Source organism: Comamonas piscis, assembly GCF_014109725.1.
Taxonomy (GTDB): Bacteria; Pseudomonadota; Gammaproteobacteria; order Burkholderiales; family Burkholderiaceae_C; genus Comamonas; species Comamonas piscis.
In genome coordinates, this window is the sequence record NZ_CP058554.1 from 3978814 (window position 1) to 4001155 (window position 22342).

Annotated in this window: 19 protein-coding genes; 10 read left to right on the forward strand and 9 right to left on the reverse strand. The window is 63.5% G+C overall.

Annotated features, from left to right (window positions below):
* Positions 1 to 204: 204 nt before the first annotated feature.
* The 3 genes from HS961_RS17885 (at position 205) to HS961_RS17895 (ending at position 3974) form a co-directional block, all read left to right on the forward strand.
* Positions 205 to 1287: a tartrate dehydrogenase gene (locus HS961_RS17885; protein ID WP_182324307.1), complete on the forward strand. Its 1083-nt coding sequence runs from the start codon at positions 205 to 207 to the stop codon at positions 1285 to 1287.
* Positions 1268 to 2548, forward strand: a complete 1281-nt coding sequence (locus tag HS961_RS17890; RefSeq protein WP_238347647.1) for a PQQ-dependent sugar dehydrogenase — start codon at positions 1268 to 1270, stop codon at positions 2546 to 2548. The genes HS961_RS17885 and HS961_RS17890 overlap by 20 nt, the downstream gene beginning before the upstream one ends.
* A 142-nt stretch (positions 2549 to 2690) precedes the next feature.
* A complete protein-coding gene (locus HS961_RS17895; protein WP_182324311.1) occupies positions 2691 to 3974 on the forward strand; it encodes an MFS transporter in 1284 nt (427 codons plus the stop codon).
* Between the two features lie 13 nt (positions 3975 to 3987).
* Here the strand turns inward: HS961_RS17895 and HS961_RS17900 are convergent, their stop codons facing one another.
* From HS961_RS17900 to HS961_RS17915, 4 genes are all read right to left on the reverse strand, one after another.
* Positions 3988 to 4971 carry a tripartite tricarboxylate transporter substrate binding protein gene (locus HS961_RS17900; RefSeq protein ID WP_182324313.1) on the reverse strand — a complete coding sequence of 328 codons (984 nt, stop codon included), beginning with the start codon at positions 4969 to 4971 and terminating at the stop codon, positions 3988 to 3990.
* 35 nt (positions 4972 to 5006) lie between these two features.
* Positions 5007 to 6194, reverse strand: a complete 1188-nt coding sequence (locus HS961_RS17905; protein ID WP_182324315.1) for an alpha-hydroxy acid oxidase — start codon at positions 6192 to 6194, stop codon at positions 5007 to 5009.
* Between the two features lie 101 nt (positions 6195 to 6295).
* Positions 6296 to 7201, reverse strand: coding sequence for a LysR substrate-binding domain-containing protein (locus tag HS961_RS17910; protein WP_182324317.1), 906 nt, complete (start codon positions 7199 to 7201; stop codon positions 6296 to 6298).
* Position 7202: 1 nt separating this feature from the next.
* Complete coding sequence (locus HS961_RS17915) at positions 7203 to 8132, reverse strand: LysR family transcriptional regulator (protein ID WP_182324319.1); 930 nt, start codon at positions 8130 to 8132, stop codon at positions 7203 to 7205.
* Positions 8133 to 8233: 101 nt separating this feature from the next.
* Here HS961_RS17915 and tam point away from each other — a divergent pair, with 101 nt between their 5' ends.
* Positions 8234 to 8995: a trans-aconitate 2-methyltransferase gene (tam, locus tag HS961_RS17920; protein WP_182324321.1), complete on the forward strand. Its 762-nt coding sequence runs from the start codon at positions 8234 to 8236 to the stop codon at positions 8993 to 8995.
* Positions 8996 to 8998: 3 nt separating this feature from the next.
* On the opposite strand, the gene HS961_RS17925 is transcribed toward tam, so the two are convergent.
* Positions 8999 to 9706 carry a riboflavin synthase subunit alpha gene (locus HS961_RS17925; RefSeq protein ID WP_182324323.1) on the reverse strand — a complete coding sequence of 236 codons (708 nt, stop codon included), beginning with the start codon at positions 9704 to 9706 and terminating at the stop codon, positions 8999 to 9001.
* Positions 9707 to 9831: 125 nt separating this feature from the next.
* Positions 9832 to 11232, reverse strand: a complete 1401-nt coding sequence (gene pmbA / locus HS961_RS17930) for a metalloprotease PmbA (RefSeq protein WP_182324325.1) — start codon at positions 11230 to 11232, stop codon at positions 9832 to 9834.
* 80 nt (positions 11233 to 11312) lie between these two features.
* Between pmbA and yjgA the strand changes: the two genes are divergently transcribed.
* The 3 genes from yjgA to HS961_RS17945 all read left to right on the forward strand — a co-directional run bounded on the left by yjgA (position 11313) and on the right by HS961_RS17945 (position 14162).
* Positions 11313 to 12002, forward strand: a complete 690-nt coding sequence (gene yjgA / locus HS961_RS17935; protein ID WP_182324327.1) for a ribosome biogenesis factor YjgA — start codon at positions 11313 to 11315, stop codon at positions 12000 to 12002.
* Between the two features lie 27 nt (positions 12003 to 12029).
* Entirely contained in the window at positions 12030 to 12626 is a 597-nt protein-coding gene (mog, locus tag HS961_RS17940) for a molybdopterin adenylyltransferase (RefSeq protein ID WP_182324329.1), read from the forward strand.
* Positions 12627 to 12938: 312 nt separating this feature from the next.
* Positions 12939 to 14162 (forward strand): multidrug effflux MFS transporter, encoded by a 1224-nt coding sequence (locus HS961_RS17945; protein WP_182324331.1) that lies wholly within the window; start codon positions 12939 to 12941, stop codon positions 14160 to 14162.
* Between the two features lie 130 nt (positions 14163 to 14292).
* On the opposite strand, the gene uraH is transcribed toward HS961_RS17945, so the two are convergent.
* Both uraH and HS961_RS17955 read right to left on the reverse strand, forming a co-directional pair.
* Positions 14293 to 14706 (reverse strand): hydroxyisourate hydrolase, encoded by a 414-nt coding sequence (uraH, locus tag HS961_RS17950; RefSeq protein WP_182324333.1) that lies wholly within the window; start codon positions 14704 to 14706, stop codon positions 14293 to 14295.
* Positions 14707 to 14758: 52 nt separating this feature from the next.
* Positions 14759 to 15265, reverse strand: coding sequence for a GlcG/HbpS family heme-binding protein (locus HS961_RS17955; RefSeq protein WP_182324335.1), 507 nt, complete (start codon positions 15263 to 15265; stop codon positions 14759 to 14761).
* Positions 15266 to 15427: 162 nt separating this feature from the next.
* Between HS961_RS17955 and HS961_RS17960 the strand changes: the two genes are divergently transcribed.
* Together HS961_RS17960 and HS961_RS17965 are read left to right on the forward strand one after the other, a co-directional pair.
* The gene (locus tag HS961_RS17960; protein WP_182328321.1) at positions 15428 to 16102 is read left to right on the forward strand and encodes a heavy metal response regulator transcription factor; all 675 of its coding nucleotides are present in this window, start codon (positions 15428 to 15430) and stop codon (positions 16100 to 16102) included.
* On the forward strand, positions 16099 to 17475 hold the full coding sequence (locus tag HS961_RS17965) for a heavy metal sensor histidine kinase (RefSeq protein ID WP_182324337.1): 1377 nt from the start codon (positions 16099 to 16101) through the stop codon (positions 17473 to 17475). The genes HS961_RS17960 and HS961_RS17965 overlap by 4 nt, the downstream gene beginning before the upstream one ends.
* Before the next feature lie 92 nt (positions 17476 to 17567).
* Here the strand turns inward: HS961_RS17965 and HS961_RS17970 are convergent, their stop codons facing one another.
* A complete protein-coding gene (locus HS961_RS17970; RefSeq protein WP_182324339.1) occupies positions 17568 to 20669 on the reverse strand; it encodes an IPTL-CTERM sorting domain-containing protein in 3102 nt (1033 codons plus the stop codon).
* Positions 20670 to 21039: 370 nt separating this feature from the next.
* Between HS961_RS17970 and HS961_RS17975 the strand changes: the two genes are divergently transcribed.
* Positions 21040 to 22260 (forward strand): ABC transporter substrate-binding protein, encoded by a 1221-nt coding sequence (locus HS961_RS17975; protein WP_412101607.1) that lies wholly within the window; start codon positions 21040 to 21042, stop codon positions 22258 to 22260.
* Positions 22261 to 22342 lie beyond the last annotated feature (82 nt).

Consider the following 22342-nt stretch of genomic DNA (forward strand, 5'->3'; position numbering starts at 1 on the left):
GCGGCAAAATAAGGCGCCAGCGGTGCAAGCTGTCTCGCACCATGCTGCGCAGCCGCCCCAACAGCGCTAGGATGCCATCCAGACACCCCAGCCCGGCACCCAGGTGCGAGGACGAGCGATTGTAGGGCCCAGCGACGGCCTTCGCGAGCGCGGCCAGTCACCCGGGCGGCCACCACCCCTTTCCACCAGGATTTCAGGACCAGCATGAGCAAGAAACTACGTATCGCGGTATTGGCAGGCGACGGCATTGGCAAGGAAGTAATGCCCGAAGGCATCCGCGTGCTGGAGGCCGCCGCCAAGCGCTTTGACCTGCCGCTGGAGATGCAGCACTTTGACTGGGCGCATTGCGACTACTTTGCCGCCCACGGCCAGATGATGCCCGACGACTGGAAAGCGCAGCTGCAGGGCTTTGACGCGATTCTGTTCGGCGCCGTCGGCTGGCCCGCCACTGTGCCCGACCATGTCTCGCTCTGGGGCTCGCTGCTCAAGTTCCGCCGCGAGTTCGACCAGTACATCAACCTGCGCCCGGTGCGCCTGTTTGAAGGCGTGCCCTGCCCGCTGGCTGGCCGCAAGCCCGGCGATATCGACTACTACGTGGTGCGCGAAAACACCGAGGGCGAGTACACCGCGCTGGGCGGCATCATGTTTGAAGGCACGGACCGCGAGATGGTGCTGCAAGAGGCTGTGTTCACCCGCAAGGGCGCCGACCGCCTGCTCAAGTTCGCCTTTGACCTGGCCCAAAGCCGCAGCAAAAAGCATGTGACCCTGGCCACCAAGTCCAACGGCATTGCAATCAGCATGCCCTGGTGGGACAAATGTGCCGAAGCCATGGCCAAAAACTACCCCGATGTGGTGCTGGACAAGCAGCATATCGACATCCTCACCGCCCGCTTTGTGCTGCAGCCCGGCCGTTTTGATGTGGTCGCCGCCACCAACCTGTTTGGCGACATCCTGAGCGACCTTGGCCCTGCCACCACCGGCACCATCGGCCTGGCGCCCTCCGCTAACCTGAACCCCGAGCGCAACTTCCCGTCGCTGTTCGAGCCGGTGCATGGCTCGGCGCCCGACATCTATGGCCAGAACATTGCCAACCCCATTGCGATGATCTGGTCGGTGGCCTTGATGCTCGACTTCCTGGGCGACGGCAAGGGCGCATGGCGCAGCGCCCACGACGCCATCGTCGATGCCATCAGCCAGACCATTTTGAGCGGCCCTAGCACGCCTGATCTGGGCGGCCAGGGCAAGACGCCCGATGTGGGCAAGGCGATTGCCGAACGCTTGGCCTGACCGCCGGGCACCCCAGGCGGCGCTCGCTGCGCTGGCCAGCGTGCTGCTGGCCTGGGCGCCGTTGGCGCATGCCCGGGGCTATACGCCCCAGGGCCGCTGCGGCGGCTATGAAAGAGTCAACATCGGCAGCCCGGCCGGCACCTGCGTGGCCCTGGTGGCCGATGAGCGCGACGGCCTGCGTGCGCCCCGCCGGGTGCTGGAGATCAGCCCCGGCCGCCTGTGGATCATCGACATGGGCAGCTGGGTGCCGCGCCAAGGCAGGCTACTGGAGCTGAGCCTGCCATCGCCCTCGGGCGCCGCCACCCAACGCCCCCAAGTCAAGGTGCTGGCCGACAAGCTCGATCGCCCGCTCGCGCTGCTGCGCGGGCCCGATGCGCAGATCTATATCGGCGAGGCCGGCCGCATCTGGCGCACGCCCGTGCCGGCCATCGGCCAGCCTATCCAGCCCCATACTGTGCTCGACCAGCTGCCCGATGACGGCGCCCACCCGCTCAAGGAAATCAGCTTTGGGGCCGATGGCAGTCTCTACGTCAACATCGGCTCGGCCAGTGACCGCTGCCAGGACGCACAAGGCGCACTACCTTATCCCTGCCCCGAGCGCGGGGCGATGCAGTTCCGGGGCGCGGTATGGCGTGCGATATTGCGCAGCCCAACGGCCACCGGCCAGCCCGCGCAATCGCCTGTGCAGCAGTTCGCACCCTTTGCGCTGGGCCTGCGCAATTCTGTGGCCCTGGCCACCCTGCCCGATGGCCCTGCCAAAGGCAGCCTCTGGCAGGCTGAGAACAACATCGACTACCGCGACAGGAACGAGCCACCCGAAGAGCTCAACGAGCTGCTGGAAGGCGCCGACTACGGCTGGCCCTACTGCATAGGCGCACAGCGCCCGGCGCGCGGCTATGAGCAACGCGCGCGCTGCGCCGCCACCAAGGCGCCGCATATGCTCTGGCCCGCCCATACGGCACCGCTGCATTTGCTGGCCACCCCGCAGGCCAGCCCCTTCCAAGGCCAGTTGCTGGCCGCCTGGCATGGGCCGCAAGGCCACCGAGTGGTGGGCTTTGCGCGCCAAAAGGATGGCAAACCCGGCGGCAAGGCGATCGAATGGCTGGGCAACTGGACCGCAGATGGCAAGACCCGGCCACTGGGCCGCCCTACCGGCCTGGCACTGAACCATGCCGGCCAGCTGATGGTGGTGGAAGACTACAACCGCACGCTGTTGATGCTGCTGCCCGATACGGCCAGCGCCCCCGCCCCGCAGCGCTGACCCGCGCGCTGGCAGCCCTGCCGCCAGCGCGACATCCAGCCGCGCGCCCCGCTTGCCGTTCCTGCGCCCCGGCCTATCATCGGCCCTACTACATCCCCATGTTGCGCAGGCCTTTTGACAAGCGCCTCGCGGCCACCGCGTCATGACAGCGCTCCCCACCTCGGTGCCTCCGGGCCCCACCCCACCGTCCGGTCTGTATTTCGGCTGGGTGATCGTCGCCGCCTCCACCCTCCTCACCCTGCTTACCGTGGGCATGCGCATGGGCATCGGCCCCTTCGTCGTGCCGCTGTCGCAAGACCTGGGTTTTAGCCGCAGCCTGCTGTCATCCATCATCGCCTTTGGCATGCTCTGCTACGGCCTGGGCATGCCCCTGGCCGGCTGGCTGGTGGCGCGCCAGGGTACGCGGCGGGTGCTGCTGCTGGGCACCGTCATCGTGGTGCTGTCCTGCATCTGGGCCGTCAACGCCCGCACGCCCTGGATGTTCTTCTGGTCCTATGGCGTAGTACTTTCGCTGGGACTGGCCTTCACCAGCCCGGTGGCAGTCACGCCGATGATCAGCAGCTGGTTCACACGCCAGCGAGGCATGGCGCTGTTCTTCCTGTCCACCGGCTCCATGGCGGGCATTGCGGTGATGACGCCGGTCTTCACCTTCACGATCGCGCGCTGGGGCTGGCAGCACAGCTTGCTGGGCTTTGCACTGGTGTTTGCGCTGATCGTGACCGCGATGGCGCTGTGGGTGGTGCGCGACGATGCGCCCGAGCACACCGACCTGACACCCGCCGAACAGGCGGCGCGCCAGGAGCGCCTGCGCGCGATGGCCGGGCAGCCAGCCGCGCCCTCGCTGCGCTTTGCCCAGGCCGTGGCCACGGCACCCTTCTGGCAGATCTTTCTAGGCCTGTTTGCCTGCGGCTTCAGCATGAACCTGCTGGGCACCCATGGCGTGCCGATGCTGATGGACCATGGCTTTGATGCCGGCAGCAGCGCGGGCGGCATTGGGCTGATCGGCTTGGTCGCCATCTTCAGCACCTTAGGGCTGGGCAAGCTGTCCGACATGGTCCCGCGCCGCTACATCCTGGCCGTCATCTACCTGGTGCGGGGGCTGGGCTTTGTTGGCCTGGTGGCCGTCGTCCACCACTGGCAGCTCTATGCCGTGGCCGCCTTGGGTGGCATTGTCTGGGCCGGCTCCATCGCCGCCTCCTCGGCCATTCTGGGCGATCTCTACGGCATCAAACTGGTCGGCATGCTGTATGGCTGCGCCTACCTGGGCCACCAGATCGGCGCGATGATCAGCAGCTGGCTGGGTGGCTGGGCCTATGAGCAGTTTGGCACCCACTGGATCGCCTTTGGCGCAGCGGCCGTGTTGCTGGTGCTGGCCGCGGGCGTATCGCTGCTGCTGCCCACGCGGCTGGCGGCCGCTGCGCGTTAAGGCGGCTCGGGTTTCAGTCGATCTTGAGCTTGGTGGCCTGCGCCACCTCGGCCCAGCGCTTGATTTCGCTGTTGAAGAAGCGCTGAAAGCTGGCCGGCGAATTGGGCGCCGGCGGCAGCATAAAGCCATTGCTCTGGTACTTGGCCCGCACATCGGGGTTGGCATTCAGCGCGCGGTTGATGGCCTTGTTGACGGTATCCACCACCTGGGCGGGTGTGCCTGCTGGCGCAAACACGCCAAACCAGGCGGCGACCTCAAAGCCGGGCACACCGGATTCAGCCACGGTCGGGATGTCCGACGCAAAATCGACGCGCTCTGCGGTGGTCACCGCCAGGCCCTTGAGCTTGCCGGCACGGATCTGCGCCAGCAGCGGCGGCAGGTTGTCCATCATCGAATCCACCTGCCCGCCCAGCAGGTCCGACACCGCCGGGCCGCTGCCCCGGTACGGCACATGCAAGATGCTGGTGCCCGTCTTGAGCTTGAACAGCTCGCAACCCAGATGCGCCGAGGAGCCACTGCCCGGCGATGCGCAAGTCAGCTTGTCCGGGTGTTGCTTGCCGTAGGCGATGTATTCCGCCACCGAGTTGACCGGCAGCTTGGCGCTCACCGCCAGGATATTGGGCACCACATTGAGCTGGGCCACCGGCACCAGGTCCTTGCCGGCATCAAAGCCCAGCTTGGTGTAGAGGCCCTGGTTGATCGCCGTCGATATGGAGCCGACAAACAGCGTATAGCCATCGGCGGGTGCGCGCACCACATATTCCGCACCGATATTGCTGTTGGCACCTGGGCGGTTTTCCACAATAAAGGTCTGGCCCAGGTCCTTGCCCAGCGCGTCGGCCATCAGCCGCGCGCCAATGTCGGTGGCACCGCCGGGGGCGTATCCCACGACCAGTTTCACGGGCTTGCTGGGGTAGCCCGTGCCTTGGGCCTGTGCGGCGGGCAACAGCGCCCATGCGGCGGCCAGGCCCAGCGCGGCCTTGCTCAGTGTCATCATTTTTTTGTCTCCTTGATTGCAATAGGTGCAGCGCTTTAGCGCTGACTGGGGGGTAGCGAAAAATCGCCCTGGATGCGCAAATAGTCCGCTGTCAGCTCCTGCGGGCGGTTCACGCCCAGCAGCGCCAGGTTGGTCATCAGCTCCTGGCGGAACAACTGCACCGCATGGGCAATGCCCGCCTCGCCTGCGACGGCTGCGCCAAACAGCTGCGGCCGGCCGGTAAAGACCAGATCGGCGCCCAGCGCCATGGCCTTGAGCACATCGCTGCCCCGGCGAAAGCCGCCGTCGATGAACACCGGATAGCCGGCAGGGACGGCTTGGCGAATCTCGGGCAAGGCCTGCAACGGCGAGATGCAGGCATCGAGCTGGCGCCCGCCATGGGTGGAGACGATGACCGCATCGGCGCCATGGGCCACGGCGAGTCGGGCGTCATCCGGGTGCATGACGCCCTTGAGCACCAGCTTGCCCTTCCAGGCAGCGCGGATCTGGTCGATGCAGTCCCAGTCGAGCTGGTCGCGCTCACCCCGAAAGCCATGGGGCGGGTCGGCCGTGATGGCCGGCCCCGTCTCATGGGCCAGGTTGGCAAAGCGGGGCACGCCTTGGCTCAACACGGTGCGTAGAAACACATCGCTGCTCCAACGCGGGTGGCACAGGCCGTCCAGCAGCAAGCGCCAGCTAGGGCGAAACGGCACGGTAAAGCGCAGGCGCTGCAGGTTCTCGCGGTTGGCGCCCACACAGGTGTCGATGGTGACCACCAACACGGGGATCTGCGCTTTTTCGAGCCGTTGCAGCAGCGGCAGGATGCGCGCCATATTGCCCGGCAGGTAGGCCTGGTACCAGCAGCGCTGGTCATGCGCACTTTGCAGCTGTTCCAGCGGTACGGTGGATGCGCCGCTGATGATGAAGGGCAGCGCCTGCGCCTGCGCCACCTTGGCCAGCGCGGCATCGCAGTCCTTCATCACAATGGCGGCAAAGCCGGTGGGCGCAAAGCCCATGGGCAGCGAATAGGTCTGGCCCCACAAGGTGGTGGCCGTGCTGCGCTGGGCCACATGGCGCAGGCCGCGCGGCACAAAGCCCAGGCGCGAGAAGGCCTGCAGGCTTTGCTGCAGCGATACGCCGTCTTCCGTGCCGCCGCAGACATAGCCGCGCACACAGGCGGGCAAGCGCTTGCGGGCAGCGCGTTCCAGGTCGGCAATCGAGAGGTAGTGGTGCAGCGCGGCCATGGTGCGCGGTCTCCGTGGTTATTGTTCTTTCCAACCACGCATTGTTGACAGCCGCCAGGCCCAGGGCAAACGAAATTAAATGATCGGGCTATTCCAAAATTTCATGCGAGCGGCTGGGTGGCCTGTGCCTGCGCCCGCACCCAATCAACAAAATGGCGGATCTTGGGCAAGGCCGCGCAGTGGCTGGCATGGGCCACGTAATAAGCGCCATCGCTGGGCTGCACAAATGGCCAGGCTTGCACCAGCCTGCCCTGGGCCAGCGCCTGCTCGGCAAACATGCGCGGCATGATGGCCAAACCAATGCCCTCCTGCGCGGCCTGCAGGCACATCGAAAAGGTGTCAAAACGCGGGCCCCGGTAGGCATCGGCGGGCACAAAGCCCTGGCAGGCAAACCAGTCGCGCCAGATCTCGGGCCGAAACGAGCACTGGACCATGGGCAACTGCTCCAGCTCCGCAAGCGACGCCAGGCCAGCGGCGGGCAGGATGTCCGGCGCGCAGACCACCGCTACATCGGCCTCGAACAGGCGGTGGCAGTCCGCCCCCGGCAGGCTGCCATCGCCATAAAACAGCGACACATCAATGCGCGACTGCATCAGGTCAAAAGGCCGGGCATCACCCTTGGTGACGACCTGGATGTGCGGATAGGCCTGCATGAACTGCCGCAGGCGCGGCACCAGCCAGGTAATGCCGAATGTAGGCTGCACGGCAATCGTCAGGGTTTCATCCGCTTCGCCATAGCCCATCACATAGCGGGCCGAGGCATCGACCTGGTTCAGGATGCTGCGCACCTCCCCCAGGTACATGCGCCCGGCCGGCGTGAGCGCCAGCCCGCGCGCCGAGCGGTGGAACAGCGCCTGGCAGACGGTGGCTTCGAGCTGCGCGATCTGCTTGCTGATGGCGCTCTGCGTCAGAAACAAATCCTGGGCTGCCAGCGTAAAGCTCATGTGGCGCGCCACCGCCTCAAAGCACTGCAGGGCCATCATCGATGGCATCACACGTTTTTGCATATCAGACGGCCCCTCGGCGTGCCGGCTGCTGGGCCAGCTGTTGGTCAAAAATACTGCCCAGGTGCTGGAGCAGCGCCTGGGCCTGGGCCTCGGGGCGGCGCTGGCTGACGAGGATCAGGGGCGCCACCAGGCCGGGCGCACCACTCAGCCGCCGGAAGGCCAGCCCATCGCTGCGCAGGTGCTGCATGGAGGCCGGCACAATGCTCAAGCCCAGGCCGGCAGCCACCAGGCTCAGGGTGGCGGTCAGGCGCGGAGCCTCTTGCACGACCTGAGGATGAAAGCCCGCGCCCACGCAGGCCGCGACGATGCCATCGTGCAGGCCCGGGCCCGCTGGCCGCTTGTACAGCACCAGGGGCTGGCCCCGCAATTGCGCCAGCGGCAAGGCCCGTTTGGACTGCAGCAACGCATGCTCGGCTGGGCCGACCACGACCATAGGCTCAGTCAGCACATGGCGGCTGCTGAGGCTAGGCTGGGCCTCCCAGGCCGAGCGCACCAGCGCCGCATGCAGGCGCTGCGCGAGCAGGGCTTCCAGCAGCTCGCCCGATCCCGCCTCCTCCAGCGCCACCTTCACGCGCGGCCATTGCGCCCGAAAAGCGCGCAGCACCTGCGCGACCAAGGGGTGCAGCGCTGCCGAGCTGGTAAAGCCAATGGCGATGTGGCCGCGCCCGCCCTGGGCAGCATCCTGCACCAGCCCCGCCATCGCCTCCACCCGGGCCAGCACCATGCGTGCCTCCTGCACCAGCGCCAAGCCAGCAGCGGTGGGGCGCATGCCACGCGGCAGGCGCTCCATCAAGGGCGTGCCCATCTCCGCCTCCAGCTGCTGCAACAGGCGCGTCAGCGGCGGCTGCTGCATGCCCAGCTGCTGGGCAGCGCGGGTCAGGTTGCCACAATCGGCAATGCAGACCAGGGCCCGCAAATGTCTCAGCTCCATCGAGCGATACCTCAAAAGTATGGTTGTGGTTTTTATAGCGCATTTGTCAGCATGGGTAAAGCGCACTACAGTGCGCTGCAACCCCACACAAGGAGAAAACCATGACTTGGTCCGCCCAGCAGTACAGCCAGTTTGAAGCCGAACGCACCCGCCCTGTGCGCGACTTGGTAGCCGCCATCCCGAACACCGAAGTGCAGACCGCCATCGACCTGGGCTGCGGCCCCGGTAACTCCACCGAAGTGCTGCAGGCGCGCTACCCCGATGCGGCGGTGACAGGACTGGACAATGACGAAGACATGCTGCGCGCTGCCCGCGAGCGCCTGCCGCAGACGCCGTTTGCGCTGGCCGATATTGGCAGCTGGCAGGCCACGCCGGTGGTGGATGTGGTGCTGGCCAATGCCAGCCTACAGTGGCTGCCCGACCATGCCCGCCTCTACCCGCAATTGCTGCAGCAGCTGCGCGACGGCGGCAGCCTGGCGGTGCAGACGCCCGACAACCTGCAGGAACCTGCCCATGTGCTGGCGCGTGAGGTAGCCGCGCGGGGGCCTTGGGCCTCGCGCATCGGCGCGGTGCGCCACCCCGATCGGCATAACCTGGACTGGTACTACGCATTGCTGCAGCCGCTGTGCAGCCGGGTCGATGCCTGGCGCACCACCTATATGCACCCGCTGGCCAACCACGAGGCGGTGGTGGAATGGTTCAAGGGCTCGGCGCTGCGGCCGTTTTTGGCGCAGCTCGATGCGCAGGAGAAGACGCAGTACCTCGCGGACTACCTGGCCGCCATCCGCCAGGCCTACCCGGCGCTGCCCAGCGGCACGGTGCTGCTGCCCTTCCCTCGGATCTTTATCGTGGCGACCCGTTAAAGGCTAGGCTTTGGGCAGCTGCGGCGGCTGCACCAGATCATCCAAGCTCAAGCCCTTCTCGCGCAGCAGCGCTTCAAGCAGGGGCTTGAGCTTTCCCAGGTTCTCGTCCACTGCTTCGCGCACGGTGTCGACCACCACCTGGGTGCTGCGCTCAATCTCGATGTTCAGGCGGTCGCCAGCGCGCTTGTCGCCAAACACGGTCATGCGCAGGGTCTCGGGAATCAGCCAGACCTCGAACCAGCCTTCCTGGCGGTTGACCTCGGCAACGGTCAGGCTGGCGCCGTTGATGGCGATATAGCCCTTGGCAAACACATAGCGGCGAAAGGCCTCGGGCACTGCGATGCGCATCACATGGTTGTTGTCAAACTGGCGCACCTGGGCCAAGGTGCCGGTAAAGTCCACATGGCCCGACAGCGGGTGGCCACCAATCTCGGCGCCATCCTTGGCGGCGCGCTCCACATTGACGGGCGAATCCAGCACCAGCGCCCCCAGGGTGGTGATGTTCAGGCTTTGCTGCATCACATCAAAGCGCGCATGCCTCGGATCCAGCAGCTCGGTCACCGTCAGGCATACGCCGTCGTGCGACACGCTGGCCCCTATCGCCAGGTCTTCGCAAAAGCCATCGGGAAAGGCCACGGTAAAGCTCCGCAGCCCCGGTTGATCGTCGATCGCGCTGATGCGCGCCACTGCTTGAATAATGCCGGTAAACACAGCCCACTCCTTACAGCGCTGGCAAGCCTGGGCCAGCGGCTGACACAAAAAAATAAAACCCGCCCGCCGCCCCTGGATTGGATGGCTGTGGGCGGGCTAGATAGGCGCTAGAGATCGGCGAGGGATCAGGCCCCTGCGACCTTCATGCGGTTGATGAGGATACTGCCCAAGGTCTTGGAGCCGGCGTTGTAGGCATCGGCGCCCACGGCTTCGATGCCCTTGAACATGTCCTTGAGGTTGCCGGCAATCGTGATTTCTTCGACCGGGAAGGCAATCTTGCCGTTCTCGACCCAGAAACCGCTGGCACCCCGCGAGTAGTCACCAGTGACCGGGTTCACGCCCTGGCCCATCAACTCGATCACAAACAGGCCCGTGCCCAGCTTTTGCAGCATCGCATCCAGGTCGTCAGAAGGACGCGTCTTGGTCGAGAAGAAATGCAGATTGTGGGCGCCGCCGGCATTGCCGGTGGTGTGCATGCTCAGCTTGCGGGCGGAGTAGGTCGACAGGAAATAGCCGGCCACCTTGCCGTCCTCGATCACCGAGCGCTTGGCCACGCGCACGCCTTCGTCGTCATAAGGCGCACTGCCCTTGCCGCCGATGATGAACGGGTCTTCGATGAGCTGGATGTGCTTGGGAAAGACCTTCTTGCCCAACGAATGCAGCAAAAAGGAGCTGCGGCGGTAGAGCGCGCCACCGCTGATGGCCTGCACCAGCGAACCCACCAAACCTGCGGCCAGCGGTGCATCGAACAGTACCGGGCATTCGGTCGTGGAAATCTTGCGTGCGCCCAGGCGCGACAGTGCCCGCTCGGCGGCATAGCGGCCCACCACGGCCGGGTCGGCCAGGTCATCGGCATGGCGCATGCTGCTGTACCAGGCATCGCGCTGCATATCGGCACCCTTGCCAGCGATGGGCGCTACCGACAGGCTGTGGCGCGAGCTGGCATAGCCGCCGGCAAAGCCATTGGTGTGGGCGCTGTAAAAATGGCTTTGCTGGGCCGATACACCGGCGCCTTCGCTGTTGCTGATGCGCTTGTCGGTGGCAAAGGCTGCTGCCTCGCATTGCAGCGCCAATTGGGCCGCTGCTTCGCTGTCAATGGCCCAAGGATGGAATAGCTCCAGGTCACGGTGCTCGGCTGCTGGCACAATGTCGGCTGCGTCGGGCAGACCTGCGATCGGGTCCTCGGCGGTGAAGCGTGCAATGTCATAGGCCGCCTGCACTGTGCGCTGCACTGCTTCGGCAGAGAAGTCGGACGTGCTGGCATTGCCACGGCGTTTACCCAGATAGACCGTCACCCCCAGTGACTTGTCCCGGTTGCGCTCCACCGTCTCCAGCTCGCCTTTGCGCACACTGACCGACAAACCGGAGCCTTCGGAGGCGTCGGCCCCGGCATCGCTGGCTCCCAGTTTCTGGGCATGCGATAGCGCCTGCTCGACAAGATCTTTGAAAAAAGCGCGGCTGTAGCTGAAGCCGGACTCAGCCTTGGCATCGCCTTGGCTGTTAGTGCTGGATACGGATTTATTCATACTGCCCGCTATGATACTGATAACCGCCATCGCCCAGGCACTGCGCCGGGCGATGGCCTTTTGAACAAAAGCATTTAACCATGTCACGCAAACCCAAAAAAGGCTATTTCGTACGCGGCAAGTTCGTGGCCGAAGGCAGCGAACTCGATATCGAGCTGAAGGCCGAACTCAAAGGCACCACCGAGTCGAGCAAATCCGACCTGAAAAAGGAGATGGATGACCTGCAAGACCTGGGCAAAGATCTGCTGACCTTGCGCAGCGACCTCTTCAAGCGGCTGGAGCTGCCAGAGATTCTGGCCACGGCGCTGGCTGAGGCCAAGCGCATCACCAATTTTGAAGGCAAACGCCGCCAGATGCAGTTCATCGGCAAGCTGATGCGCAAGCTTGACGAGAAAGAGCTGGCCGCCGTCAAAGCCGCGCTCGCCGAGCAAAAAGAAGGCTCCAGCCTGGAAAAGGCCCTGCTGCATGCGGCCGAGCAATGGCGCGACCGCATGATCGTCAGCGACGACGCGGTGGCCCAGTGGATCAACGAGGCGCCCGATACCGACATCCAGCAGCTGCGCTCGCTGGTGCGCCAGGCCCGCAAAGACCTGCCCAGCGCGCATGACGCGAATGTGCAGGAATCCACCGGCCTGGCCCCCCGCAAAGGCCGCGCCTACCGCGAGCTGTTCCAGCTAGTGCGCGACCACGTGATGGCCTCCCACGGTGCTAGCCGCAGTGCCGCTGCTGCCGACGCCGAAGACGGCGACGATGAAGACGACCAGGCTTAACCGCAGCGAAGCAAGGCAAGCAACCCCATGAGCGCAAGCTACGACACCGTCAAGGTTGGCCTGGTCTCCATCAGCGACCGCGCCAGCACTGGCGTTTATGAAGACAAGGGCCTGCCTGCGCTGCAAGACTGGCTGGGCCGCGCGCTGCGCAACCCGCTGCAGTACGAAACCCGTTTGATTGCCGACGACGAGGCGCTGATCAGCCAGACGCTCATCGAGCTGGTGGACCTCGGCTGCGCGCTGGTGCTGACCACCGGCGGCACGGGGCCTGCGCCCCGCGATGTGACGCCCGAGGCCACCTTGGCTATCGCCGACAAAGTGATGCCGGGCTTTGGCGAGCAAATGCGCCAGATCAGCCTGCAGTTTGTGCCCACCGCGATTCTGTCGCGCCAAGTGGCCGTCATCCGGGGCAGCAGCCTGATCATCAATCTGCCCGGCCAGCCCAAGGCGATTGCGCAGACTCTGGAAGGCCTGAAGGACGCAGAAGGCCAGCAGCAGGTACCCGGCATCTTTGCCGCCGTGCCCTATTGTGTGGATCTGATTGGCGGCCCCTATCTGCAGACCGACGAAGCCCTCTGCAAAGCCTTCCGTCCCAAAGGAGCCGAGCGCACCAGCGCGGGCTAAGAAGCTGCTCCAAGTCTCTTCGCAGACGGCATCCGCTCAGAGCGCGAAATGTGTACACAGTTTCGCGCTCTTTGCATTCCAGCCAGCCAATGTCCCAGGTGTTTTGCGCTGCGTCGGCAGCGGGCACAGGCAGCGGTATTTTTTGGTTAAATGCCTGCTTGCCGCTTTGCCCCTCCCATCTTGTCGGGGGCGGTGGTTCTTCATTTCGGCGCCCTAGCCCCCACCCGCTTCTTCTTCCATCCAAGCCTTTGGCCCACACGGCCAAGCAGCGCTTGCTGCGATCGCGGCCCGGGGCAGCGCGCCCAGCGCCCCATGCAAAAGTTATCCGCTCAGAAATCGCCCGTTACGCTCACCCTGCTGTTCGCCCTGTGCACCATGATCGGTCCACTGGGCATCGATACCTACCTGCCCTCCTTCCATGCCATTGGGCAAGAATTTGGCGCCACGCCGATAGCGGTGCAGCAAACGCTGAGTGTTTATGTGTTTGCGATGGCGACCACGATGCTGTTCTACGGCACGCTCAGCGACACCTTTGGCCGCCGCCGGGTGTTGATGGTCTCGGCCATCGGCTACTGCATCACCTCGCTGGCAGCAGCTTTTGCGGGCTCGATTGAATCGCTGGTGCTGATGCGCCTGGTACAAGGCCTGTGCGCCGGCTCAGGCATGGTCATCGTGCGCGCCATGGTGCAAGACCAGTACCAGGGTGCCGAAGCGCAGCGCATGATGGCGCTGGTGATGATGGTGTTTGGCCTGGCCCCTGCGCTGGCGCCCGTGCTGGGCGGCTGGTTGCAAAGCCATGGCGGCTGGCGCTACAGCTTCTACTTTCTGTCGGGCTTTGGCGCGCTGCTGGCGCTGCTGATCTGGCGTCAACTGCCTGAAACCCTGCCGCCCGAACGCCGCACGCCGTTGAAGCTCAAGGTCATCGCCGGCAACTACCTGCAGGCGCTGCGCAACCGCAAGTTCCGCACCATGCTCATCGGCCTGGCACTGATGGCCGGCGCCAACTCCATCTACATCAGCTCGGCGGCCGAGTTTGTGATGACCATCCTCGGCATGGACGAAACCTCGCTAGGCTGGCTGTTCATTCCGCTGATCGCCGGCACCATGCTCGGCTCGGCCGTCTCCAGCATGTTCGCCCGTCGCATTCCGCCCACCGTGCAAAAGCGCATCGGCTACGCCTGCCTGCTCGTCGCCTGTGCGTGCAACCTGCTCTACAACAGCCTGACGCAGCAGCCCACCGTTCCCTGGGCCGTCCTGCCGATTACGCTCTACACCTTTGGCATCTCCCAGCTGATGCCCATCCTGACCCTGGAAGCCATGGGCCAGTTCCCCCAGATGCGCGGCCTGGCCTCCTCATTGCAAGGCTTTAGCCAGATGATGGTCTTCACCTTGATCTCCGCGCTGGTAGCCCCCCAGATCTTTCACAGCGGCCTGCTGCTGGCGCTGGGGCTGGCGATCACAGTACTGCTGGGGATGGCGGTGTTTGCCTGGGCATCGCGCATGCCGGATGCGCGGGGGCTGGGGCAGGTGGTTTGAGGGAGCGTGGCTCTGATAAGCGCTGACGATCCTGGATAAAACGAGTGCCCCCTTTGGACCCCTGCAGCAGCAGCAGCAGGGCCCAGGGCCGCCCGCTGCTGCCATGCTTGCGCAGGCCAAAGGCCGGAGATCAGTTGCCGCGGTAGCTGGAGAAGCCGTAAGGGCTCAGCAGCAAGGGAATATGGTAGTGCGGGACCGAGCCGTCAGCCTTGAAGATCACCGGGATTTCCGGGAAGAATGTGATGGTCTTTTGCTTGTTGAACCACTCTTCGGTCTGGAAGGTGACGCGGTAGCTGCCTTTTTCCATCGTGGACTCGGTGGGGAAGAGAGCGGGAATGCGACCTTGGGCATTGGTGACACCCTCGTTGATCTGCACCCACTTGTTATCGACCTTCTTTTCCAAGGTCACGTTCACGCCCACCGATGGCAGGCCATCTTGCAAGTTCAGTACATGAACGCTCAAGGGATTTTGCGCGGCCAGCGCGGAAGTGGCGATAGCGGCATTCAGCAGCAAGCCGGCGATAAGCAGTCTAGTTTTTTGCATGGGAGCTCCAGGGTTGAGGTCAATGAATAAGAAACGACACGAATAAAAGCAGTTACTTGGCGGTGCCCAGCACCTTGTCGATGGCCTCCACGGCGCAAGCCTCGTCGAAGGCAGCGCCGCCTGCACCACCAACACCGATAGCGCCAATGACGTCGTCGCCCACCTTGACGGGCACGCCACCGCCGATCAGCAAGAGGCTGTCAATGGTGTTCAGGTTGTTGGCATCGGGGTTCTTGCGGGCGTTGTCCGCAAAAAGGCGCGAAGGCGTCTTCGTGGAAAGCGCCGTGAATGCCTTTTTCACAGCGGCATCGGTGTTGTGCGGGCCCACCCGGTCGTCGCGCTGCAATGACAGCAGATGGCCGCCCCGGTCAATGACGGCAGCCACGGCGAAGCGGCCTTGTGCGTGACATGCCGACATGGTTGCCTCCACCAAAGCATTGGCCAAAGCGAGAGACATATTGCTTTGCTGCAGAGGAGCAGGTGCGGCTGCAGCTGCAAAGGCCTGGACGGAAGTCATCAGCAGAAAGCCGCAGACTGGTTTGGCGGAAAGCCATGGCATGTTGATCATCCTGCATTCGAGTTTATGTAGCGAACAGCGGGCATTTTGCGCACTGCCTCTAACAGCAAGATGGCAGGTTCATTACATTTTTTTAATGTTTCAGCATCCAATTATTGCTATGATTCCGCACTTTCAAAAATCCCCATTCCCATTAGTAGATTCATGCGCATATTGATTATTGAAGACGAGATTAAATCCGCAGAATATCTGAAGAAAGGTCTTGGGGATTCAGGCTTCCAGGTGGAGGTGGCCAACGATGGCATCGACGGTCTGTTCATCGCCCAATCCAACGATTTTGATTTACTGATCCTGGATGTCATGTTGCCCGGCATTGATGGCTGGGGGGTTATCCGCCGCTTCCGCGAACGCAGCCAGGTTCCGGTGCTTTTTTTAACGGCAAGAGACGCCGTAGAGGACCGCGTCAAAGGGCTGGAGCTGGGCGCCGATGATTACCTGATTAAACCTTTCTCTTATGCCGAGCTTTTGGCACGGGTGCGTACCCTCTTGCGCAGAACCCCCATGCGCCAGCAAGACATTGTCGAGATGGCTGATCTGGAAGTGGACATGCGCAAACGGCGGGCCTTGCGTGGCGGCCAGCGCATTGACCTGACGAACCAGGAGTTCGCCCTGCTGCAATTGCTGCTGCAACACCAGGGGGAAGTGCTGTCGCGCAGCCAGATTGCCTCCCAGGTCTGGGACATGAACTTCGACAGCGACACCAATGTGGTGGATGTGGCCATTCGCCGCCTGCGCGCCAAGATCGATGATGCGTTTGCGGTCAAGCTGATTCAAACCGTGCGCGGCATGGGTTACCGCATTGAGGCACCCTTGCCGTGAAACACCAACGACATGCCAGCCTGCGGTTACGGCTCGCCTCGCTGTTTGCGTTGGCCAGTGCGGTACTTTTTGCGTTGATGGGAATTTATGTTTATAGCGCGCTGGAGCGAGAAGTGGCCTACCGCGACGACATGGCCTTGCTGGGGCGCATAGACCGCATAAAAAGCATTATCAAAGACAACAACAATATCGATTTACTAAAGAAGCAGCCCAAGATTTACTCGAATATGCTGGGCAACAAAGACAATGCCCTATGGATTATCGATGGCAGCGGAGAGCTATTGATTGAAGTCAATCCGGAAAGCTTGCCCATACCGGTGATTGCTGAGCTTCAGCCCCAGTCCTTGTTCAGCACCTCAGGCGCTAAAACAGCGCGTATGGCCTGGAAGCGGATGCAGAACGGAGAGTCAGACCTCATCATCATCGCGAGCAAATTGCTGGCGGAGCGGGAGCAGATGATGGCCGCCTACCGCTGGAATCTTGGCGCGGCGTGGCTGATCGGTGTGCTGTTGGCCTTCGCCTTCGGCTGGGAAGTGGTGCGCCGTGGACTGCTTCCCTTACAGCGGCTCAGCCAGCAAGCGGCCGCCGTCAGCCCCCAGCATCTGGGCCTGCGCCTGGATGCGCAACAACAACCCCAGGAACTGCAGGCCTTGACGGCCGCCCTGAACCTGATGCTTGCACGGCTTGAGCAAGGCTATGACAAGCTGGGCCAATTCTCTGAAGATCTGGCCCATGAAATGCGGACTCCGCTGAACAACCTGATGCTGCAAAACCAGTTGGCATTGAGCCAGCCCCGAGCCTTGGAAGACTATGCGCAGTTGCTGGATTCCCAGCAAGAGGAGTACGAGCGCCTGGCACGGATGATCGACAACATGCTGTTTCTGGCCCGGGCGGAAAAGCCTGATGCAGCCTTGCATTTGGAGTCCGTGGACGTGGAGTCACTATCCCAGCAGCTTTCGGGGTACTTCGAGGGAATGGCGCAGGAGCGCGGCATTCGGATCGAGGCCACCGCGCAGGGCCATCTGAGCGCAGACAAGCGCCTGATCCGCCGGGCTTTGGCCAATCTGTTGGCGAACGCGATTCGCTACGGGGCGGCGAACAGCGTCGTCACATTGCGCTGCAAAGCGCCTTCCCCGAACTGGCTGGATATCGAGGTGATGAATCAGGGAGCACCCATCGGAGAGGAGCACCTTCCCCGCATATTTGACCGTTTCTACCGCTGTGATGCCTCCCGCTCCCACCCTGATGATTCTGGTGGTCTAGGCCTCGCGATTGTGCAATCGATCATGCACATGCACGGCGGTCAAGTGTTGGTCAGCAGCTCGGACAGCGGTACGCAGTTCACGCTTCGTTTTCCCAGGCAGTCGTACTGACCCGCGCACGCAAGGCATCTGCGCGCATAGAAAAAACCGCCAGGGCACCCCAAGGCACCACTGGCGGTCAACTACCAATCAAACCCTGACGATCAAACCAGCGCCTTGCGCTTGCGGCGCCAGGCCAACAGGCCCATGCCGCCGGACAGCAGCGCCAGCGCTGCATGGCCCAGGGTGGGTACAGGGGTTGCAGTTGCGCCGGGGGTGCCCGGGTTCACAGGGTCATCCGCCAGCACCGCCACACCACCCGGATCACGGATGACGCCGTTGGCCAGCAGGTCATCATCGCCGGTCTGGCCGTCGGTCAGGGTCAGGACCACCTGGTTGCCGCTGATGCTGGCATTGGGGTAGACATACCAGTGGTCCTGGTTGTTGTCGGCGGTCTTTCCGTACTTGTAGTACTTGGCGTTGGCGGGCAAGGCTTGCGGGTAGGTCATCTCGACCGTGGCGCTCTGGCCTGGCTGGCCACCGGTCAGCTGCAGGCTGACGACGCCAAAGGGAAAGCTCACACCATTGGGCGCAGCAGTTGCGGGGCTGATGGCGACCGCTTGCGCGGCATCAAAGGCCCAGAGGCCTGTGCCGCCGCCGCGCACGGTGGCTTGCATCTCACCTTCCTTGCCGACAGGCGTCAGCGATGCGCTGGCGGGCTTGGCTTCAAAGTCAAAGCGGACCTGGCATTGCGCGGCAATCGTTCCAGTGGTGTAGGCCGTGTTGTCGGCATTCCATTGGCCCGCAGGGCAGTTGCTGTCTGCCGCCAGGCCCACCAACTGGTAGCCCGGTTGTGGCACTACGGCGCAGGTGCTGGTTTGTCCGGGCACCGCGCTGCTGCAGCTGACATTGCCGGCAGCAGGCGCATTGGGCGTGCCCACCACACCGTCGCTGCCGTCGCCCACCACCCAGGTCACCGGCTGGCCCATGATGACGTAGCTGTAGGTGGCATCCATCTGGTGGCGGTAGCCGGGCATGACGATGGCGGTGCCTGCGCTGCTGAAGCTGAGGCCGCCCTGGCCATCGGGCACTGCGGTAGCGGTACCGCCCAGGTGCACCAGCTCCGTGGCGACAGCATCGTTCTGCGCGCGCAGTTGGGTGGTCAGGGTCACACCCAGGCTCAGCGGCTCATTCAAAGCCAGTGCAACGGTCTGTGGCTTGGCAGCGATGTCGACGGGGAAGTTGCTGGCCAGGTAGGCATCGTTGGTGGTGATGCCGTGGGTGCCCCAGCTGTAGTACTTGTAGAACAAAGCCGGGTCATTCACCGTCCAGGGCCAGAAGGTCACGCCCCGGTGCTTGGCCGCTTCCATCGTGCTTTGGCGAATGGCGCCGTAGCTGGGGTTGAAGGTGGAGGAGTTGGCCTGCGTGGCCTCCAGCACGTTGCGCACGCTGGCGGGCACATCGGCGCTGTCGGCAATGCTGTTGAGGAAGCCGCCGGTCAGCTCGGGCATTTGCTCGCCGCTGCGCTTGAGCTGGTCGGCAATGAAGGAGATCGCAACCGACTGGTCGGCGACGCCTTCTTCGGCCATTTCCTTTTTGAGCTGGGCAATGATGCGCGGGTTGCTGCTCTTGAGTTCAATCACATGGGTGATGGGATCGTTCTTGAACGCCTTGAAGTACTCACGCATGGTGGGCACCTGGTAGCCCTTGGTCTTGGTGGTCAGGGCCTTGACCTGCGCCAAGCTCATGCTCTCGACCGTGCCCGTGCCATTGGTGGTGCGGGTGACGGTGTCGTCATGCATGATGACCAGGTGGTCGTCGGTGGTGATGTAGATGTCGTTTTCCACCGCATCAGCGCCTGCAGCCACTGCTGCTTTGGCGCTTTCCAGCGTGTTCTCGTCCTCACGGCTAGGCATGCCGCGGTGGCCAATCACCAGGGGCTTGCGCAGCAAGGTGTTGGTGGGCAGCTTGCGCAGCACCTCGGCATAGGCAGCGCTGTTGGCAGAGACGACGCCGTTGACGCCGCTGACCAGCAGCTTCGCTGCTTGCTCGGGGGTAGCGGCCTCGGCATTGCTCCACACGGTGATCAGCAGGCGCTGCAGGTGGGCTACAAAGGCGCGGGTGCTCAGGCTCTCAGGCAGGATCGCGATCTTGGCGCCAGCCCGGTTGGTGTCACCGACGATGGTCAGCAGATCGGCCTTGGAGGTGGTCAGATTGCGCGCGCTGAAATCTACCGCTGTGCGCAGCTTGGGCAAGGCCACGCGGGCCTGCTTGAGCAGCGCCACATCGCTGGACAGCAAGGTCAGATCGGCGAGATTGTGGACCTGGTCGGAGAAGGTCACCAGCGCGTTCACGGTGGCTTCATCCTGGATGCGCAGCAGCGGGATGGTATTGCGCGTGGGCTGGGCAAAGTAGGCGGCGAGCGTGCCCACGGTGGCGCCCTTGGCATCAAGCAGATTGAGGCTGCTATCCAATGTCCACAGGGCGTTGCTGGCGCCGGTGCCAGCCAGCGATTGCACACCCTCCGCCGCCTGCACCAGGGTGGGTGCCATCGCTGCCGGGCTGCCGGTGTCCTGCACGGCCACAGGCATGTCGAACTCGGGCAACGGTGTGAGCTGCTCAGTCACCTTGATGCTTTTGACACGCATGACCATGCCGGTGGTCTGCATGCCGATCCCGCCCTTGGCCAGGTCGGGGCTCAGGATGGTGTCATGCTGCAAGGCGCCGTCAAGGTACTGGCGCACGCGGTTGCCATGGACCACCACGCTGGCGGTGTAAGTCTTCGCGGCGCTGATGTTTTCCGTGAATGGCTTGGTGGCCTGCACCGACCAGGCACCCGCCTTGCGGAACGCAAACTCGGTGCCGTTGGCGGCCGTCGCCGTCTGCCGAACGGCGAACTGGTAGTAGGGCTCATGCGCAGGGGTCGTGGTGGAGGGCGAGGTGCGGTACATCACACTGCCCCAGCGCGAGCTGTTGGCGGGCAGCTCAAAGCTGAACTCCATGTCCACGCGGTAGTTGGAGAGGCTCTCCAGCGCCAGGGGCAGCAGCACGGCCGTCATCGCGGAGTTGTCCTTGCGGCCATCGATCAGCAGATTGCCGGTGCTGGCATCAATGGATGCCGTGCCCTTGTTCCAGCTTGCGGTGCGCCAGCCGGCCGGCAGCGCGGTGGCCGTATTGTCGCTGAACACATGGTTCACATAGACCTGGCCTTGCGGATCGGCTACCGCCAGCTTGGCCTCCAGCGCCTGGCGCGCGGGTGTCTGCATCGCCAAATCTGCCGCAACCGTGGTTTGAGTCGTGAGGAGGAGCAAAGAGGCCATAGCGGCCACAAGGGGTAAACGTCGCATAGGGATCCCAAAAGAAAGGCGGGAGTGTTGCAACCGTGGGTGACATCCTGATGAAGAAGATTTGACACACCCACAGTCAAAGCCTCATGCCCTCTGAACAAAAATTCCTATGCGTTATTGAGTATTTATTTGTATTTATCAACTTAGCAAGTATTCCTTTATCCCAAGCGCTCGGTAACGTGGGTGACAAGCGCAGCGCGCTGCCGCGGCTTCTACCCTGTCCCCGGCTGGCATCTGCTCTTAGCATGGGTCCTGCACAAGCAAAGCAACCCATAACAAAGGAGTCACCATGTCCCAACCCTTTTTCCTGCGCCGCCGCGCACATGCACTCAGCGCCTGCGCCCTCGCCTGCAGCACCTTCGCCGGTGTTGCTCAGGCACAAGCGCCCGCGCCCGTGCGCCTGGGTTTTCTGACCGACATGTCCAGCCAGTATTCGGATGGCGACGGCAAAGGCGGCGTGACCGCCATCCAGATGGCGATCGAAGACTTTGGTGGCAAGCTGCTGGGCCGGCCGATTGAGCTGCTGTCGGCCGACCACCAGAACAAGGCCGATATCGCATCGACCAAATCGCGTGAATGGGTGGACACCCAGGATGTGCAGCTGCTGATTGCCGGCACCAATACGGCGACCGCCCTGGCGATGGGCCAGGTAGCCAATGAGAAAAAACGCGTGCTGCTGATCAACGGCGCCTACTCCTCCAACCTGACCGGTAGCCAATGCTCCCCCTACTGGGTGCACTACAACAGCGACACCACGGCCATTGCACGCGGCACCGGCCGGGCGGTGTCCGAGCAAGGCGCCAAGACCTGGGCGCTGCTGGTGGCGGACTACACCTTTGGCCACACCCTGGAAGCCGATGTGACCCAGGTCGTGCAGGCCCAGGGCGGCCAGATCGTCAAGGCGGTGCGCGCACCTTTCCATGCGAATGATTTCTCGTCCTACCTGGTGCAGGTGCAGGCCAGCAAGGCCGAGATCCTGGGCTTCGCCAATGCCGGTGGCGATTTTATGAACGCGCTCAAAGCTGCGCGCGAGTTCGGCATCACGCCCAAGATGAAGCCCGTCGCGCTGATGGTGTTTGCCAACGAGGTCGAAAGCCTGGGCCTCAAGCTGGCCGGTGGCCTGATGTTCACCGACAGCTGGTACTGGGACCGCTCGCCCGAGGCCCGCACCTGGACGGACCGCTTCTACGCCCGCACCAAGAAGATGCCCACCTCCTTGCAAGCCTCCGATTACTCATCGGCGATGAGCTACTTCAAGGCCGTGGAAAAAGCCCAGAGCCTGGATGCCGACAAGGTGATGCAGACCCTCAAATCGATGCCGCTGAACGACATGTTCGGCAAGGGCAAGATAGAGCCCAATGGCCGCTATGTGCACGACATGTACCTGCTGCAGGTCAAGACGCCCGAGGAGTCCAAGGGCAAGCATGACTCGTTCAAGCTGATCAAGGCGCTGCCGGGCGATACGCTGTTTGCCAGCAAGCAAGAGGCCCAATGCCCCATTTGGAAGTAAACGATTGAACCGGGGTGGCGTAGCGTGGCTGAATGCTGCGCCAATCCTCGGCAGGGTCTGAGGGATAAGGGTTAGCCCTATA